We start from the raw sequence: 17,729 nt of genomic DNA, 5'->3' as shown, positions 1-17,729 counted from the left end.
GCCGCCAGTAGATTGGGCGAACATCTTCTTCAAACTCGCACATTACTGTCATCTCGACAAGTACGATGTGTGGAAGTTGACCCTCCCTCAGTTGGGTTACTACCTGGATCAATGCAACGAACACATTCAGTTTACCATCAAGGTTTCATCAATGGCCCTTGGCGGATTGTTCGGTGGGGGAATGACCTCGGACGAACCTAATGGCGAAGAGGAAAGAGCCGATGGGACTTATGTGGACGGATACAAGGTAGCCAATGCTGAAGACATGAATTTCTTAGCACAGCTATTATAACGACTCCTGTCTGCTCCGTTGGGAGGGGCAGGAGTTTTATTTTATAAGAGGTGGTGAACTTAGTGAACAACATCCAAACTGATGTTATCTTAGAGTTTCAGAAGTCCATAGAGAATATGACTCGCTTCGGGCAGGAGATGGCGACACTTGACAATAGGTTTGGTCGATTAGACGAGCGGATTAACGCTATGCGAATCTCCATGTCCAGTCTGCAATCTCAAGTTTCTAGGGGAACAGGAACAAATCTGCGCCAGCAGTTGACCAACGAACTTAACAACCTAATTTCTGGCAACGGTGTTGTTCTTCAGCAGTTGGGCACAAAAGGGTTGACCATCAAGAAAGAGACTCTGCAAAGAGTATTCGGTAAAGTTGAAGACGAACTTAACGAAGCGTTGCGTAAGTATGTTCGCAACATCAACGTTGATATAGACCCTAAATATGCTGGCGGACAACGGTTACCTATCGAAAGTGATGAGTTTAATGAAATCAATAAAGAAGTAGCAACGGTTCTCAAGCTTCAGATTAAAAACTTTGTCAATACCATCGAGCGGCACAAGTCTAATCTGATTAAGCCTGAAGCACTTGAAGGTCTTCAGATCACGATTGGCAAGCAAACGGTAATGGCGTTTGTACACAAGCTGAAGAATGGGATTCTTGCATCTCTTGCTAACCCTAACATCGCTGACGCAAGTGAGTTAGTAATTACTAAGGCAGATATGAATAACGTGATCAAGGAAGCCAAGGGCAAGCTTCTTAAGGCACTTGACGTTGATTTACCTGAATTAAATAATGTAGATATATCTTCGAGCGTGAAGAAAATTCCTATCGAGATTGAGCAAAGCTTGACTCAATACGTCAATAACGCTGTGGCGGGCATCAACGATGCGATGGCAGGTAAGATGGGGGCTCCTGTAAAGGACCTCAGTGATAAATTAAAGAACATTCTTGCGAGTGAACTAAACACCACTCTTGACAAGCTGGATAACCTCAGAACGGTAAATACGGGTTCTGATTATGGGATGGAACTAAAGGTTCACTTTGAGCGTGTAGCCCAAGCTCTCGACAAGAAGTTAAGCAAGAGCGTACAGGAAGAGATTGACGGTATCCTTAAGTCTATGAATGACGTTGAAATCTTACCTTCACCTAAGCTGAAACGTCATATTATAAACGAGATTGACCGAATCAACAAAGCTCTTATCAACAAAATCCGTGAGCAAATGGATATCCAAGTGCAGTCTATCATCCAAGAGATCAACCAAAGCCAAGTAGGGCCAAAAGGGCTTGGTAACATGGGCGGCGCTGGACTAGGTGGCTCAGGGGGTGGAGGATACGGCTCTGGCGGTTTCGGCAGCGGCGGGCCTACACCTACTGTGACTAGCGAAAGTGCTAAGGCTAGCGAGTCAGGGAGTAAGAACGGAGAAGGTATGCAAGGCGCAATCCTCAACACATTGCGACACGTCATGTCGGGTAATATGGTAGATGCTTCAATGGTGATGATGTACCAAGCTGTTGAAACGTTCAAGAGTATTCAAACGGAACAGATCAAGATGACTCAAAACTTGATGCTGAAGCCCCAGTACCTTAACGATAAAAATGACCCTATGAGTGGGACGGATTTTGCCAAAGTCGATAGCGATGTTCAAGAGCTGCAGTCCTTTATTCGACAACAGTCCCTCCTTTACGGTACTAACTACAACAAGCTTTACCAAGTCGGAAGTATCGGCACACGGTCGATGGAAGACCCTCTTGAAATCAAGAAATTCATCCAGCTAACGGCGCAACTTAGTACGGTAGACCCTAAAGCAGACCCTATCAAAATCGCACATGGACTTGGTTCAATGAAAGCTCAGTTTGGACTTGAGCTTGCCGATATGACTGAACAAGTAGCGCACCCACTGGCGGCTGTATCTAACTTGACGAACACAAGTACCGAGTTACTGATGGACTCTGTTAAGCGAATGGGCTCTACTGCTAATGCCAATGGATTTGACCCTCTGACAACTATCGTGCTTGCTGGTGTTACAAAACAAGCAACGGCTCTTGAGGCCGCGAACATTGGCAACTTCTACAATAACGTAATCAATAGCTCGCAATCTGAAAAAACACTAAACGGCATGGAAACATTGGGTACTCGTCCTTACGATGACGCTAAGGTAGCTAATCAGCTGGGGTCGGATGCAGCTAAAGCTAAACTTCAAGAATTGAATATCAACATGGCATCGAATGAGGCCACGGGCACGAAAATGCTTCAGGACGTAGCTAGGGCATTGGCAGGCAAGGACAGCGCAACTAAGCGTAACACTTACGATGTCTTGTTTGGAACGAATGAATCTTCAAAAGGTGCAGCTACTATGCACGAAATCCTGAATACCTTCGTGGAAGTTATAGAAAAAACGAACGACTTCGACAAACAAAACTACGACTCCATGATTAAAAAATCTCTCGACGACCCTCTGGTAAATGCCAAACGAGCTGAGGAGAGCTGGGCTATCGGGCTCGATGCTTTAGTTCAAGAGTTGACTCCTAGTATTAACAAGGTCTCTCATGCCTTAATGAATATGGGGAATTTCGTGGAGCGTAACGCCTATCAGTTGCAACAATTCGCGGGAGTTTTGTCTAACGTCCTAATTGGGATGCTGATGATGAGGGGCGTTAAGTGGGGAGTGGGTAAGCTTAAAGAAGATTTCCAAGCGGAGAAGGTACGCACAAATTACCTGAGTAACGTCAAAGACTTCACATCTGAGGCGAAGCTGGTAAATATGAAGCGAAAAGACTTGGCCACGTACCAGCAAGATCCATTGTTAGGCAGTTATGTTCGAGAGATGAGTGCCATGGGCGACGAGCGAAAAAATCATCTCAAGAATTACCTGACAGACAACAAGCTTGTTGTTAATGACTTGGCTACTCTGTTTACGGCAATGGACGAATCCAAGGGCTGGATCAAGCGAGAGGAACTAACTCCCGGCGAGAAGTTTGACCGAACAAAGCAGTATTACAACCGACTTAGTACAAGACCTGACTTGACTAGCGGCGTTATTGACCCTAGCTTCTTGACTACTATGAACCATAGCACCGCTAACAGAGCGACCTATGAAAGCCATAGAATAACAAATGCGAACTATGCAACCGTGTCTGACAGGCTATCGGGGATGACTCAGAGAGAGTTCCAAGGGTTTGAGGATTCCTTGATACAGCGTCAGCGTAATGGTTTACCTGCGATTAACGATATCGGAAAGCTTGCAAGTGCCTTGGACGACTATGATAGAGAACAAAGGACTGCTATTGAATCGGCACGACAGGCTAACCCAGCATTCGGAAGCCTCTCCAACGCTGTTCGTGGCATGAACGATGAGATTTCTCGGACTGCAAGCCTGAAAAACGGGTTCAAGCAGTTCTTGAAGGACATACCAAACATGGGGAAGGGTGCGCTCAGTTCCATTAAGAACTTGGCAGGCGGTATCGGTAAGCTGGCTCTTGAAATCGCAGCTGCCATCGGTCTGGGTCAAGCCGCTAAAGCAATGACTGAAAGCGCAATGTCTACTGATGACCAGAGATGGCTTGCTGAGGCTGACGACCGTGACAACGATCTTAAGGGCATGTCCAACTCCATCAAGGCTACGGCTGAAGGAGGATGGGCTAATGTCCGTAACATTCTATCCGGGCTGTATGGTAGCACTATGAACGGCATAACTAGCCTATTTGGCGGCACTCCTTCCCACTTTGGAGCATTTGAAGCCCATGGCAATGTCTTCGCAGGACTTGCTAAGCACTATTCAGGACAAACGCTGACAAACGATGACAAAGGTATGTATGGGGAGATGATGGAGTACTTCAAATTCAACGGCTCTATAGACCAATTCACCAAGTGGTTGGTTGATAGAGAGAATGAAGGTATACAGACAGTAGAAGAAGCCGTTGCTGAGTTTAACAGGAGTTCAGGACGTGGCGAGGAAACGGAGAAGTTAAGGCAGGATGCCATCAATAAGCAATACTTAGAAGCTCAAATGAAGGAAGTTGAAGAGAGAAGACTTAAAGAGATTGCTACAGAGAACTTCAACAAGAAGTACAAAGAAGGCGAGCTTAAGTACCCAGCCTTTGACGCTACCCAAGTCAAACAACGTATCGAGACGAACTTGGCTGAGATAAAAGGCAAAAACTCTATTCAGACGTTAAATGCGCTAATGAGCGGCATGAAGACTGACTCTGATGAGTACATCAAGATGCGGCAGGAGCAGGTTAAAAATCTGAGGGGAGTCCTTGACGAAGAACTTGCCATCATTGACAAGTACATCCTGAACGCTAAAGCCATTATGGAGAATGCAGACCCTGATTCTCAAGAATATAAGAATGCCGAACAGACTGTGAACACTCTTACCTCGACTAAAGAGAAGATTCGAACAGATGCGGATGAGAAAATCATGCAGGAAGAGTTCAATGGTATCCAAGAAACTTACCGAAGCAAGGTAAATGCCATAAACAATAAGCTTCAGCAAGTCGAGCTTCTTGCACAGGCCAAAGAACTTGCGGCGGCTTACAACATGGATACGGAATCCCAAGCCTATTACGATGCGATGAAGGGCATTACACAAGGTAGAATCTCGCAGATGAAAGCAGAGTTGCAGAACCTCAAGGAAATCGAAGCGCTGGGAGACCTCTCTACAGACCAAGCCATGCAGATACAGCAGCTCCAGAACTCCATCGCTTCTGAGCAAGTTAAGATTAAGGATTATAACCTTGCATCTATCGGGATTGGGCGTTCTAAGATTGATGAGAACAAATCGATTCGAGAGAACGAACTTCTGGCTCTCAAGCTTAGTACGGGAAACCCTGACGACTCCTCTGCAATCTTGCGTAACAAGCGCATCGCCAACGCTAAGGCTGAGGTGTCCGATATCAATACTGAAATTGCAAAGCTTCGTGCAAGGACACCTGTAACAGAGGATGAGGCCAAGAAAATTCAACAAGAAATCCGTGACTTACAGAAGCAATCGTTGCAAGCGCAGCTGGGGATCTTGGATGAAATGAAGGCTACGGCGGGAACATTCAACATGCCAGATGGGGTCAGAGCCATGAGCCGTTATGAGTACCTGACAAGGGGCAACACTCATAATATGACCACAATCGGAAACGGGGATGTAACGGTTAACATTACGCTCCCTAACGTGACCAACGGCATGACAGCCAGCCAATTGCAACAAGTCGGTCAGTCTATCGGACAAGGCTTGTCGGTGGGACGGGTGGGAGGCCTTCGTAAGCAACAGGCTATGAACCCACACAACTATCGAAGTTAGTTCACTCACTCCCCGTCTTATAATGAGATGGGGAGTATTTTTATAAGGAGGTAGGAACATGACACAACAGAATACCCTCCTGTCGGAGGATTCAGTATACAAGAAGAAACTGTTCTACGATAACGGAATCAAGTTCACGGAGGTTAGAGCAAAGCTGATTACGGAATACAAGCCTCCTACTCCATATCTAAAGACGCACGTGAATCAGACTCTTGCCTCTTCGGCGGGACTTGTCCAGAATGGCACTTCTCATTACAACGCCACGCTTACGCTTCTGTTTTACTCCAAAAAGGAATATGCAGACTGGCTTCAATACGTTGGTTCACAACACAGGTACTATGACGAGAAAGGAACTGTGTACGTAGGCATCATCACGGGTGAGCCCGACGTTACGACAGCTGAAATGGAGACGAAATACATCGTCACCATAGGTATGTCTCTTGTACGAAAACAGGAGTTCGAATACAGGTATCTGACAGAGTTTATTGACACGGACACCCATTGGGCTAAGAAACATATCGACGAGATGCAACAAATAGGTCTTGTCGCCACCAACTGGGAAGCTGACGGTGAGTCTGTTGCCTACTTCAGACCAGATGAAGCGGCTACACGGGCAGAGTCTATCACTTTTTTAATGAGAACATACAGGTACGTGGATAAATTGCTGAGGGGGTATTAAGATGAAACGATGGATTGATGTTGACCCCTTGGATTGGTATTACCGTGACACGCTAGAGGCATCAAGACTGAAGACTGACGGGACGGGATTGATGGATGTCGTAAGCGGAATGACTTATAACGTATTCAAGACGGGGCACGGCAGAATCGTCAAGAGATTCATAACAATCAGCGGGCAAAAGGAGTTTCTTGTTCCTGACTACAAATATCATGCAGATAACCCAATGTTCGTTCTCGTAAATGGGGTGGAAGTCCTTCCAGAGAAGATTGCGGATGGAAAGATAACCATGTCGAATCCACTAACTGAAGGTATTGAGGTGGTGTGTATCGCCTACGGAATACCTGACAGAAAGGATATTGGATGCGTCAATACTCCTTATAATGGGGCAGCTGATTACCGTATGCCGCATGCTACATTGAAGTACGCGGCAACGTATCATTTTAACCTGAGCAATCCTCCTGAGTCCTGCACAGTGCTAGGGGTAAAGCTGAAGCGGATGATCGTAACTGTCAGTACAGGCAGCGATGCAGGAGTAGTAATCCGAAACGCTATGGGGTTTAAGCGAGATGTGTTTGTCATCCATAAAGGAGAAGTGTATCTGCCGTACATGTACAATGGATTCCCCGCCGTCATCGGGTATAATGCTAAGATTAATGGAGTTAATAGACGTACAAGTGAAACGGTTATTGTCGAGTCCCCAAGGGTTACTTATAACGACAGGTTCTTCGGAGACGTTCGTATTCGACGCGGAGACTTCTTCGGACTTCTGAGCAGGATTTATATAAACATCCACAACAGGTACACGGATACTACGTTTGCCTATAACGCAGTTCCTCAGCGCTATATAAAAGATAAAGCCGCAATCGAAGCTCAATGGTACAAGAACGATGTTCTAACCCTACTTGACGAGAAGTTCCATGACGGGTGTTACGTGTTCCCTCTTTATGCGGACGATACGTTCGAGCCTGAAGCTTGTATCACACGTGCAGAGTGTGTAGTGTTCCTGAGCAGATTCATTGAGTGGATTACTGAGAAATATAGATAAGGCAGGTGATGTAAGTGGCTTACGTATCGAACGTGAACTACCCTTCAAAGCAGTTGCTTCAGGGGATTATGGAGCGTGTGAATGCGCTTGGAAATAGCCCTAAAGTGATTATAGAACTAGACAAAATGTCCTACGTACGGGGCTTCCGTAGAAAATACGATGCCGTTCAGTACGTTTACGATAGCGCTGTTACTGACTTGCTATCTATTGATGGTGCAGAGAAACTTACTAATTACGTAGACGGGACTTATATCACAGCACCAACAGAACTCCGAAATACGGCAATGTCCATGCCGATAAAGTCAAGCTCTACAATGAACGGCAAGAAAAACGATAATCTTCATATCGAAGGAATGAGGATAACAGACTGGCATGAATCTGACCCGAGATGCTCCCGTAAGAAGCATGGGGGAATCGACCTTGACCTTGCCATGAATGACCCTGTGTATGCTGTATGGGCGGGAACGGTCACCTATGCTCAGACCAATGGAAGTTACGGCAAGGTGGTTTACGTCGACCACGGAAACGGCTGGCAGACTAGGTACGCCCACCTCAATACGATAGCTGTTAGCAAAGGTGATAAGGTTGTCGCCGGTGGGCTTTTGGGTGGCGGCGGCAACAGTGGTCGCTGGATTTCCAGTGGCGGCGGGGACGGCACTCATCTTCACTTCGAGGTCAGACTGAACGGAAATCACTTGAACCCTGAGCCTTTTCTACGCGGTAAGAAGAGTATTCAATTACCTAGTAAGACAACGGCTGTAGATTCTAACGGCGGTGGCACGGTTAGTCAAGATGCTTCTGGAAGCTATGTCTCCTACTCTATGGAGGCTACTGCCTACGTAGCCACCTGTACGGGCTGTATTGGAATCACAAAAGGAGGCACAGATGTTCGTTCGTGGAAGGATTGGCGAATTATCGCTGTTGATCCGTCTATTATCCCACTAAAGAGCAAAGTGGAGTTGATTGTAAACGGAGTAAGCTGGGGAGAGTATCTAGCTGATGATACGGGCGGCGATATCAAAGGCAAGCGGATAGACATTCTCATGGAGACCGTATCCAAGTGTAAGGAATTCGGTAGACAGCAGGTGGAGGTTCGTGTCAAGTCTTGGGGAGACGGAAAGACCCGCACGGCAGATACTACGGGTGAGTTGGGAATCGACAAGGAAATAGTCACTTACCAATACAACAAGACAACCTCTAAGCAGACATACTTTAAGGATTTCACTTCCAAGCAGACGGGACTTGATGTTAAGAAGTATACTACGCAAGATGGTGTCGAGCAGCACTTGGTTGTAGACGACAAGAAGCAGATTAACGTACTCGGCTTCAGGGGTACGGGCGGCGCAGGTCAGACCAAGACCTTGGTATTCGAGCACGACTGGTTCAAGGCAGGAAACTTGGGATGGGCTTATTACGCCGATCTTGAACTGGATGATGTGGTCATTGTTAAGGTCAATGATTACGAGGTAGCCAGGATTAGCGGAGTAGGTGCAAAAAACGGAGTGGCTTATCCTCCATCTATACCGATGCCTAAAGGACATAACAAGGTCGAGGTTACGTTAGCCAACTCTTCTAAATCCTCTGTCGGAAAGTTCGGAATCCTGTGGTTACGTGCGAAAGAGTTCGATGTTGAGACGGTAGAGACCAAGACCTTGTGGGACTTCGAGGATAATATGAGCAGCGCTAACAAATGGACTCCTTACGGTACGGTTGTCCAGAAGGATAAAGGAGACTATCAGGCGCTCTCTACTAGCGGCGGCGAAGCGGGGATTGAACGGCTTAGCAAAATCAAGAAGTTTCCTTTCACAATAAACTTCAGCTTAAAGGCATCGGAAGGCACTAGCGGAAAGCTGGTCATCAGCAATGGGAAGAAAGGTTTCTTGCTTAACCTCAAGTCTGATGAGGTTTACACAACGGGCGGTGGCACTTACGCAATAGACAATACCTCTGACTTTGTTGAGTATACTGTCGTCTGTCATGACGAAACAGACATTGACGTGTACGTGAAAATCAATAATGTCTGGGTTAATACGGGTATCCGTGGAGTAGGGTTCGACTACGCCTATACGAGCCGCATCCTATTCGCAGTAACCTCTGGAACACTTTATCTGGATGACATTAAGTATGCATTCAACGACTACGCCATTGAGCAGTTTGCTACCCACATTGCCGACACTTATAAGGAAAAGTGGTATGAGGTCGGTGAGTTCGTATATGAGAACATGTACACGATTGATGTTGATGTAATGAACTGGGAGGTAAATACGCACCTTGACTCTTCCTCTGCGACAGCCCGAATTACTCTAAACAATTCCACAGGCATTTACTCGCCTAACTGGGAGAGAACACCTGAGTTTCCTGATACCTATGACGTAGATAGGTCTCCGCTGACTTATTACGAGGAAGGAGAATTGCGTCACGTTATCAGTGAATATACCCCGATAAGGATTTATGCTGGATACGGGGAGGATGTTGTCCGTATATTCACAGGGATGATTAAGGGGGAAATAACGGAAAACTCCGACGAGAGAACGATATCCTTTAGTTGCGTGGATAGGTTCGATATGCTGGAAGAGTTTTTCTTCTACAAGCCGATGCAGTATCCTCCTGCCGACTCTTACGACGGAGATAGCGGCTCATTCTCTTGGATTAAGTCAAGCATCGTGGAGGATATTGTAGTGGCTTCCGGCTTCACAACATGGAAGGTACACGCTGAGGACTTTTCTAACCCTGACTACGTAATTGAGGACACTGTTTATGTTGACGTAAATAAAGGACAGAACACGTTCATGAAGTTCAACAAGGTAACCGGTGAACTCGAAGCCGTAACACAAGAGAACATCATGGAAGTGGGCGGCTGGCAGAATCCGTTCGTTGCCAATGTAAGCTTCCCAATAGGCACACGTGCTTCCGACGCATTAAACTCTTTGATTAACGATATTCCGTACAGGATTTATTGTGATAGATATGGCACGTTCAGAATGGACAAGATGAACTTCCTTGACTCTCCTGACTGGGCAATGGTGGCAGGGAAGAAGTGGGAATTCCTCGACGGAGAGAATCTGCTGGAAGTAACCTCTTCGACTGATTACTCAAGGGTAAGAAATCATTTGATGATTGCAGGAACGGCAGGTCTGGTCGAGCATTTCTTTGATAGGTCGTTGATTGTAGCCACGAAGGGTAATATTCGAACGGCTGGTAACAACTTGGACTGGATTGAAGAGAAGGATGGAGCTTCAATGCGCGGGCTGAAGCAGGACGTAGCCAACAAAATTTTCTTCGACTACAAGCGTCAGGCAAGAACGAAGAACGTTGTGGTGAAAGGAAACCCTCTCATCGAACTACTGGACTCCGTTTACGTATACGACTCCAAGACGTACACGGCTAACTATTATCTCGTCAAAGGTAATAGATTAGTAGGCAACAGCCAAGGCATACTCAATTACCTTGAGTTGACTTGGCAGTCGCTATCCAAAGCAGGGTAATTCATAAAGCAGGGCAGTTACGTCTATGACGCTAATTGTGCCCTGCTTTTTCTTATAATGCTTTGTAGAAGGTGAGGTGGACTCTATGGACAATAGAAACTTTGTCAACTCTAACGAGATTTATCCCATACTCGACTTAATCAGAAGAGAGATGCAGAAGTCAGGAATATATACGGGCGGCGATGATTTGACAATCATCAATAAAGCACCCGCAGAGCCTAACGTTAAAAATGTTGAAGCCCGTAGAGAAATGACTGGGAATGAGGCGCTTGTAACGTCAGTGGTTTATACCTACGACAACGGCGTCATAGAAGTTTTAACATTGTTCCGTGACGACAACCTAATCGTTGACGGTTTTTTAATTGAGTTAACTTATCCTACAAGGATAAATGCAGAGATGGAAGAAGAAACGGACATCGCATCTTTTAGCTCCATTAGAGGGACTATTATCAGAGAGAACGGGTTATTTAAGAATCTGGAACTCGACTACGTGAGGGCGGTGTAACCATGTCAAGTGCGGCTAATTTTGCAAGTTATTTGGTAGGCGGCAGACTAGACCCTCCTTTCATGCCGACTAAAACAAATCCGTTCATTGAAGGGATTATGGTAGAGTCTACATCGTCTGGAAAGGTACAGCACGTCCTGACCATCGAGGAAGACTGCGAGTTGTTGTCGGTAGCAGTGGGTGTTTCGTCTTATGAAGCAAGGGACTACTGGAACTTGTACGTAGGGAACAGACTCGTATGCAAAAATATTTACACAAAAGACCTGCCCGAAGGGATGTACTTAACGGCCATTATTCCATGCAAGAAGGGAACGCAGCTTCACTTCGAGTTCTTCAATGAGGGTGGCAAGCCAAAGTATGTTTGGGCAAACTACCAAACACTTAAATAGAGAGGAGGTGAAAATATGTCAGATTCCGCATACCAACCAACCCCATGGTTAGACACCATGCTTAACGAAGAATACTTACTGGAAGGTCTTGCAGGCATCTTAATCAATAACGGTTGGACTAAGGTAGCAGAGTTTACTAGAGTGACTTACCACAACAAGCTTACAAAGCCAACGATTAAGCGACTCTATCTACCCCTATCTAATCCAGAAGTCGATATTCCAAAGGTTCTTTACGATGACTATTACATCTACCTTGACGGAGAGATTATGCCGACGTCCTACTACAAAGAAATAAAGAATAATAACGGGACGACAACGATTAGATTTGAAGCAGGGGTCTCTGGTCAGGTAGCGATATACTACAGTGTACTTCAGGCAGATGAGGTTTTCGACTTTCACGTGTCAAAGCACATTGTTGTTAAGAACATCTCTGGTCATCTTTTTGGTATGGCTATGGCGGCTAAAGTATCGGATAGGCTTATTGCTACGCAGTGTAAAGTACCTTTTGCCATCTATCATAAAGACGCTGACTACGGTACTGAGTTGACCCCGCAGGATAGCGGCATATTTTCATGGGCGATTCAAAAAGCCAACGACGATAACCTGTATGAGAGACACACTCTACATTTCTACCAACTTGAAAAGTGGATAGGAAACGGTAAGCAGTTAGTAGGTTGGGATAATGTCTCAGAGCTGAGAAGGCTGTCTTTGGATGTAGAGGTGCAGACAAGCATGTGGGGGCTGGACAATGATACTAACGCTCTGCAATTCAAAGTGACAGACAAGTTCCCTCAGATGTACCAGTCACCGATTGTGGCGGCACGCACAAGAATACCGCAACTTGAGCACATAGAGAAGTTTGCTGGAATTGACGTGAAGTACACGAACTGGTGGGAAGACAGTAAAGTGTTCATCAAAGGATTTGTAGACGGAAGGTCAGTCATGCTAATCATCTTGGCAGACACCGCTCCTATATGGGACAGCAACGCCGTTCCTGCCATACCACTTTACATGGGTGACTTTGATGTAAGCGGTTCGCCAGTAGAAGTAGTAAAAAGGGATATCACGTTTGACTTCTCAAGAAGGACTACGAGAACGTCCACGCTGATCTCTAACAAGCCAATGGTCAATGATGGCTCATTTGTAAGGGTTTGGCTGATGGGCGACACTGACGGCGACATGCCTGACGAGAAGGTAGTCCTGAAGATTGCTGGGCAGGAGATCAAGCAGTTCGTCACGGCGAGGGCAGAAGAGCCGACAAATGATAGGAACGATGCACAATATATGGGTCAGTTCCCTATTACTGAAATCGAGGGAAAGAACTCAGTAACAATTGAGGCTGTTAGTGGGGACGGAGTAAGTGGATTCACGCCAGTTGCCGCCAGGATGTTCCTTGAAGTAGTTATCCAGACGGCAAAGAACGCTGACGGTACTCCTTCTGCACTTTTCTCAGGTACAGCGTATAGCAGGGACAGGGATACCTTAGAGCAATCACTGAAGAGGTCGGCAGAGTTCGATTATGACGATGTAGGACTCAAACAAGAGATTGTTTTCCCAATCCTAAAGGATTACCCGCATTACCCAAGTAATGGGGTGGATTCTATTATGGTCAAGCGTAATAAATACGGAGCTAGGTATCAGGCTCACTATTTATCGTGGAACGTCCCATCCAACATTATGCCGCCGACACGTCAGAACGCTGATCGACATAAGCACCCAAGGGCTTGGAAGAACTCAGAGAGTGATTCGTACAAGTACCAATTTAGTCCGTCAAGGTACAGCGGCAAGGCACATTCGTCACGTGCCCTAGTCATACATCCTGAAGATGGCACGTTTGGAACACTGAGAAACGTTATTTTGACCTCGCCCCTAACTATAATGAATGGTGACGAGCTAAAGGCTGTCAAGGATTACTGCGATGACGAAAACAAGTATGAAGTCTACTCCTACTATTTAGTAGAAGGAATATCTCCGCTAACCACAAGACCCGCTACGGCATATAGACCTGCCGCTATCGGAATCCTGAAGGCGGGGTACTCGCTACCTGATATTCCTCCTTCACCTCCTGAACCGCAGCCGTTGATCGTTTCTATCGACCCTGTGAGTTCTGTTATTGAAGAAGGAAGCTCAGTGGCGTTTACGTCCATGTACAGCAAGCATTCACCTATCACCAACTACAAGTGGGAGATAGTAAGCAGTGTAAATAGAGGAAGCTATGACTTGGACAGAGCCGCTTATACGTTCAACAACGTTGGTACGTTCACAGTTAAGTTTACGGTATGGAACGAGTTGGGACAGAAGGGAACAGCAGTAGCGGTTATTACGGTGAAAGCCAAACCTGTACCGCCACCTCCACCACCTCCACCGCCACCTCCTAACACATTGCAATGCGGGTTATCTAACGACTCAGGCGGTGGTATTCGAACAGAGAAAAACCATGAAATGGGAAGTAAGGCAGGGAACGTAATCATCTCTTACAACATGATGTATGCCCCTGACAGAATGGATGTGTACTACCAGAACCAGCTACTGGCTAGTACGAATGCAGAGGTTTCTGGTACTGGTTCACTCAGGTTTCATTACAGTCCCGTAGGGGGCGTGACTCAGATTAAAGTCATTATGACTTCATCTCAGTCCGGAACTGCGTGGCAATATACGGTAAACTGCCCTGTCTAGTGACGGGGCTTCCCATATAACGAAAATAGAAGGGGTGTTATATTAATGGCATTCATCGACACAACACCTGCTTCCTTTACCCCGAAGGTGACTGAAGCAGATTTGCAAGTAAGGCTTGGCGAGTTACTTGCAACGCAAGGATGGAAGGTAGCCGCTAACGTCAAGAAAGTAATCTTTGACGCCAAATGGACAAAGCCAACTGGATCGACACCAAGCACGACAACGGTTCGGAACACAGTAGCAGAGCATTTTATCTACAAGAATATAGAAGGAAAGATGTTCGGGGTAGCGATTGCGGGTACTTGGGAAATGACTATTGGGGCTATGAGGGCTATTAATAAAGACCCTAAAGTCATTCCTGCAAAAGAGTTCGCAGACTGGGCTACTAACGAGTTCAGGAACTTCCGTGCTGCCCATACTCTCTATATGTACATGATTGAGAAGACTTCAGGTCTAATCGAGAATAACCCCGATATCGTCCTCATGTGGGACGGTAGTGAAGCAGATGCCCAACTCAGGGCGGCTTTGGATATCGAAGTAGAGAAGGCCGAGTGGAAGACTGAAGGCTCTAATTCGGGAACTTATACGATTACGGATGCGAAGCTTGACAGAATGCAGTCTCCAATCATGACGGCGGGGCTTCGGACAAACCTTCTGGATAACTATTACTCTTCGCAGCTATCAGCACCTGCACAGTTCACGAACTGGTGGTACGACTCGGAACTGTCCATAAAGGGACATATGAATGGGACAAACCTGTTCCTGATTATTCAAGCAGATAACGTACCAGCACCTGAAGGAAACCTTGTGCCGTCTATTCCTCTATACTTCGGAAAGATTGACCCTATCGAAGATGGGGACGAAGCTTATGCGATGTTCGTAGGATCTGTTCCTAGAGAGGATAACATTGACAAGATTGCTAAGTATGACTTCGACAATACGACTAGGCTTCCTAGTATTCTACCGTTGTTGAAAAGCTATCCTAAGCACCCCGCAAACGGACTTGACAGCGTAATGATGAGCCGTTCAAAGCTCGGCTCACGCTACCAAGCCTACTATCTGTCGTGGAACGCTCCACCGAACGCTATTACACCAGAGAGAAGCAAGGACGGAAAGGACTATCCAAGGGCTTGGAATGGGGCAGAGAATCCGCTGTACAAGTACTCGTTCAACCCTTCAAGGTATAGCCAGAAAGTACACACTTCTAAGGTTTACCTGATTCATCCAGAGGAAGGTGTTCGGGGGTCACTTCAAGGCACGATTGCACTGTCCGCATTGTCTTTCAATGCGAATAAACTCCGTGTCCGTAAGGAACTTTGTCCGAATGAATACGATGTTTTCCGTTACTTTTTGGTTGAAGGCATATCGCCATTTACCAAAAAACCTGCCACTCAATACAGACCAGCAGGTATCGGGCTGTACGTAAATACGGTGAATGAGGAAGGCATCGAAATTGCGCCATCACCATCCCCGTAACAACCCTGCCGCCCGTTGGGCGGCAGGTAATCTAAACAAGAGGTGATAGACATATGTGGTTCGATAGTGATTCTAACATTCAAGAACTTCCGTTAGAACTTGAGAAACTGTTCAACCAGAACGGATGGAATACATTCATTAAATATCGTTCCGTACACAAGAACACCAAGTTCGCAGACGTTCGTCTCTTCCGTTCGACAGGTAGCGACGGTCAGGTAAGGAACTTTGGAATGGTGTATGGATACGGAACTAAAGCTAACGCCAACCTTGGCGAAGCTGATTTTATCTCTCAGAACTCTGTTCTCGGACAGCTTTCACAAGTCGGCACGACCAGGGGCTTACAGTTCAGAGTATTCCCAGTCAAGAAAGACACTGTGATTATCTACAAGAACGGTGTAATCGTACCGGAGTCAAGCTACACGATTGATGAATTCAAGGGTCAGGTTCTCATGCAGGAGGATATTGCTCCTACTGATAAGTACACGGTTTCCTATGAACCTGCTCAGATTGCTCCACGACCACCAAAGAGAATGTACTTCTTCACTTTCGATGATGTGCGAGGCGAGAAAATTGTACAAGGTATGAGCGGTTCAGTATATATCGGAGACCCTGAATCTATTTTACCTGACGGTGACGGAACACGTAAGATTTTCCCAATCCCTACCACTGCTACAATAAAGGAAGGGACAGTAACCCTGTACGTCAATAAAATACAGGCATTGGAGAATACCTACACCGTAGACTACTCATCCAACACGATTACGTTCACTGGTATCGCACCTTTACCGGGTTCGGAATTGAATGTGAGCTATATTAAGGTACTTAACCCGACAGGAACAGGCACACTCGACTACGGAGATATTGCGGTGAAATCATTTGACCCTGATGACAGCACTGCACTGCTGAACGCAACATACACAGCGCTTTACTACCTATATCCGTCATTACCTACGGCAATCTCCTTTACGCCAATGGATGACTTCTCACGGGGCTGGCAACGGGACTCTACGATGTACTACTGGGGCAATATCAACAAAGACCGCATCGTCATGTTCCTCCGACCTGACCCAACCCCAGGGCCAGAGAACACCTACTACGCCCCTCTATACATCGGGCGGCTAACGACACTTGGCAAAGAGCCACGAAAGAACAACCTGATTATGTCGGGCTGTCGAACCAAGGATGAGGTTAAGTGGAAGGCAGACATGAAGCTTGGAGCGCTGTACGTGGATTATGGTAACAACACATCTAACGGCAACAGCTCCGTGCAGCTTCAGCAGTCTATTGGCGGCACATACTACCAAAGCCATTACCTTGCATTCATCTCGCATGACAAGCTAGTGGACGCTGGTGAAGCTAGATTCAACCCTTCCGTCTATAGTGGTAAGTACCACATTTCCCCTATGTACATTGTTCATCCGAACGATGGATTCGTAGGGAAACTAGACGAATGCTACGCTGTTCATCCGAAGAACATCTCCCAGCTTGATGAGCTGGAGGTCGTAGAGACTGCTGAGAACGAGGACTTGGGTAAAGGTGACGGAGTTAAAGCAACATTCCACCTGTCCCACAGACCTTCTATTAAAGACGATGGTACGCCTTTCAATCTCAAGGTGAAAGTGGATTGCGTGGAGATGGTTTACGGTACGGACTACACTATAGAGCTTGAGACTAAGGCGATTACGTTCGTATCTGGAAAAATTCCTGCGGCGGGCGAAGAGGTCATTGCGACATATGACTACAAGCAGATGTATCGCTACACACTGGCTGATACTCCTGTAAGCCCGTTAACGTTGGCTAACATGTCTCCGTTCGCGCCAATCGGATTGGGTATCCTTAAAGAAACCTTAATCAAGAACCAATAGACGTGGTAGCTAATCTAATAAGTTAG

The 17,729-nt window shown here is 46.3% G+C and carries 9 protein-coding genes; all 9 read left to right on the top strand.

The genetic code is table 11. The features are described 5' to 3' along the window. Nucleotides 1-354 precede the first annotated feature (354 nt). The 9 genes from AC0YNW_RS27605 to AC0YNW_RS27565 all read left to right on the top strand — a co-directional run bounded on the left by AC0YNW_RS27605 (nt 355) and on the right by AC0YNW_RS27565 (nt 17,703). Nucleotides 355-5,583 (top strand): hypothetical protein, encoded by a 5,229-nt coding sequence (locus tag AC0YNW_RS27605; RefSeq protein ID WP_475834605.1) that lies wholly within the window; start codon nt 355-357, stop codon nt 5,581-5,583. A 58-nt stretch (nt 5,584-5,641) separates the two neighbouring features. Further along, nucleotides 5,642-6,262 (top strand): S-layer homology domain-containing protein, encoded by a 621-nt coding sequence (locus AC0YNW_RS27600; RefSeq protein WP_387477457.1) that lies wholly within the window; start codon nt 5,642-5,644, stop codon nt 6,260-6,262. 1 nt (nt 6,263) lies between these two features. Next, nucleotides 6,264-7,307 (top strand): hypothetical protein, encoded by a 1,044-nt coding sequence (locus AC0YNW_RS27595; protein WP_475834604.1) that lies wholly within the window; start codon nt 6,264-6,266, stop codon nt 7,305-7,307. Nucleotides 7,308-7,321: 14 nt separating this feature from the next. Continuing rightward, nucleotides 7,322-10,792, top strand: coding sequence for a peptidoglycan DD-metalloendopeptidase family protein (locus AC0YNW_RS27590; RefSeq protein ID WP_475834603.1), 3,471 nt, complete (start codon nt 7,322-7,324; stop codon nt 10,790-10,792). 85 nt (nt 10,793-10,877) lie between these two features. Beyond that, on the top strand, nt 10,878-11,297 hold the full coding sequence (locus AC0YNW_RS27585; RefSeq protein WP_387477465.1) for a hypothetical protein: 420 nt from the start codon (nt 10,878-10,880) through the stop codon (nt 11,295-11,297). 2 nt (nt 11,298-11,299) lie between these two features. After that, nucleotides 11,300-11,686: a Low copy number virion structural protein gene (locus AC0YNW_RS27580; RefSeq protein ID WP_475834602.1), complete on the top strand. Its 387-nt coding sequence runs from the start codon at nt 11,300-11,302 to the stop codon at nt 11,684-11,686. Nucleotides 11,687-11,701: 15 nt separating this feature from the next. Next, a complete protein-coding gene (locus tag AC0YNW_RS27575; RefSeq protein WP_475834601.1) occupies nt 11,702-14,362 on the top strand; it encodes a PKD domain-containing protein in 2,661 nt (886 codons plus the stop codon). A gap of 45 nt (nt 14,363-14,407) precedes the next feature. Continuing rightward, nucleotides 14,408-15,838: a hypothetical protein gene (locus AC0YNW_RS27570; RefSeq protein ID WP_475834600.1), complete on the top strand. Its 1,431-nt coding sequence runs from the start codon at nt 14,408-14,410 to the stop codon at nt 15,836-15,838. Nucleotides 15,839-15,891: 53 nt separating this feature from the next. Continuing rightward, nucleotides 15,892-17,703, top strand: coding sequence for a hypothetical protein (locus tag AC0YNW_RS27565; protein WP_475834599.1), 1,812 nt, complete (start codon nt 15,892-15,894; stop codon nt 17,701-17,703). Nucleotides 17,704-17,729 lie beyond the last annotated feature (26 nt).

The organism is Paenibacillus sp. J31R120 (assembly GCF_056269225.1).
This window is presented reverse-complemented; position numbering and strand designations above follow the sequence as displayed.

Excerpts from the sequence above, each read along its gene's own strand:
- AC0YNW_RS27570 (WP_475834600.1), top strand. The coding sequence starts at position 14,408 with ATGGCATTCATCGACACAACACCTGCTTCCTTTACCCCGAAGGTGACT.
- AC0YNW_RS27565 (WP_475834599.1), top strand. The coding sequence starts at position 15,892 with ATGTGGTTCGATAGTGATTCTAACATTCAAGAACTTCCGTTAGAACTT.
- AC0YNW_RS27595 (WP_475834604.1), top strand. The coding sequence starts at position 6,264 with ATGAAACGATGGATTGATGTTGACCCCTTGGATTGGTATTACCGTGAC.
- AC0YNW_RS27575 (WP_475834601.1), top strand. The coding sequence starts at position 11,702 with ATGTCAGATTCCGCATACCAACCAACCCCATGGTTAGACACCATGCTT.
- AC0YNW_RS27585 (WP_387477465.1), top strand. The coding sequence starts at position 10,878 with ATGGACAATAGAAACTTTGTCAACTCTAACGAGATTTATCCCATACTC.
- AC0YNW_RS27600 (WP_387477457.1), top strand. The coding sequence starts at position 5,642 with ATGACACAACAGAATACCCTCCTGTCGGAGGATTCAGTATACAAGAAG.
- AC0YNW_RS27580 (WP_475834602.1), top strand. The coding sequence starts at position 11,300 with ATGTCAAGTGCGGCTAATTTTGCAAGTTATTTGGTAGGCGGCAGACTA.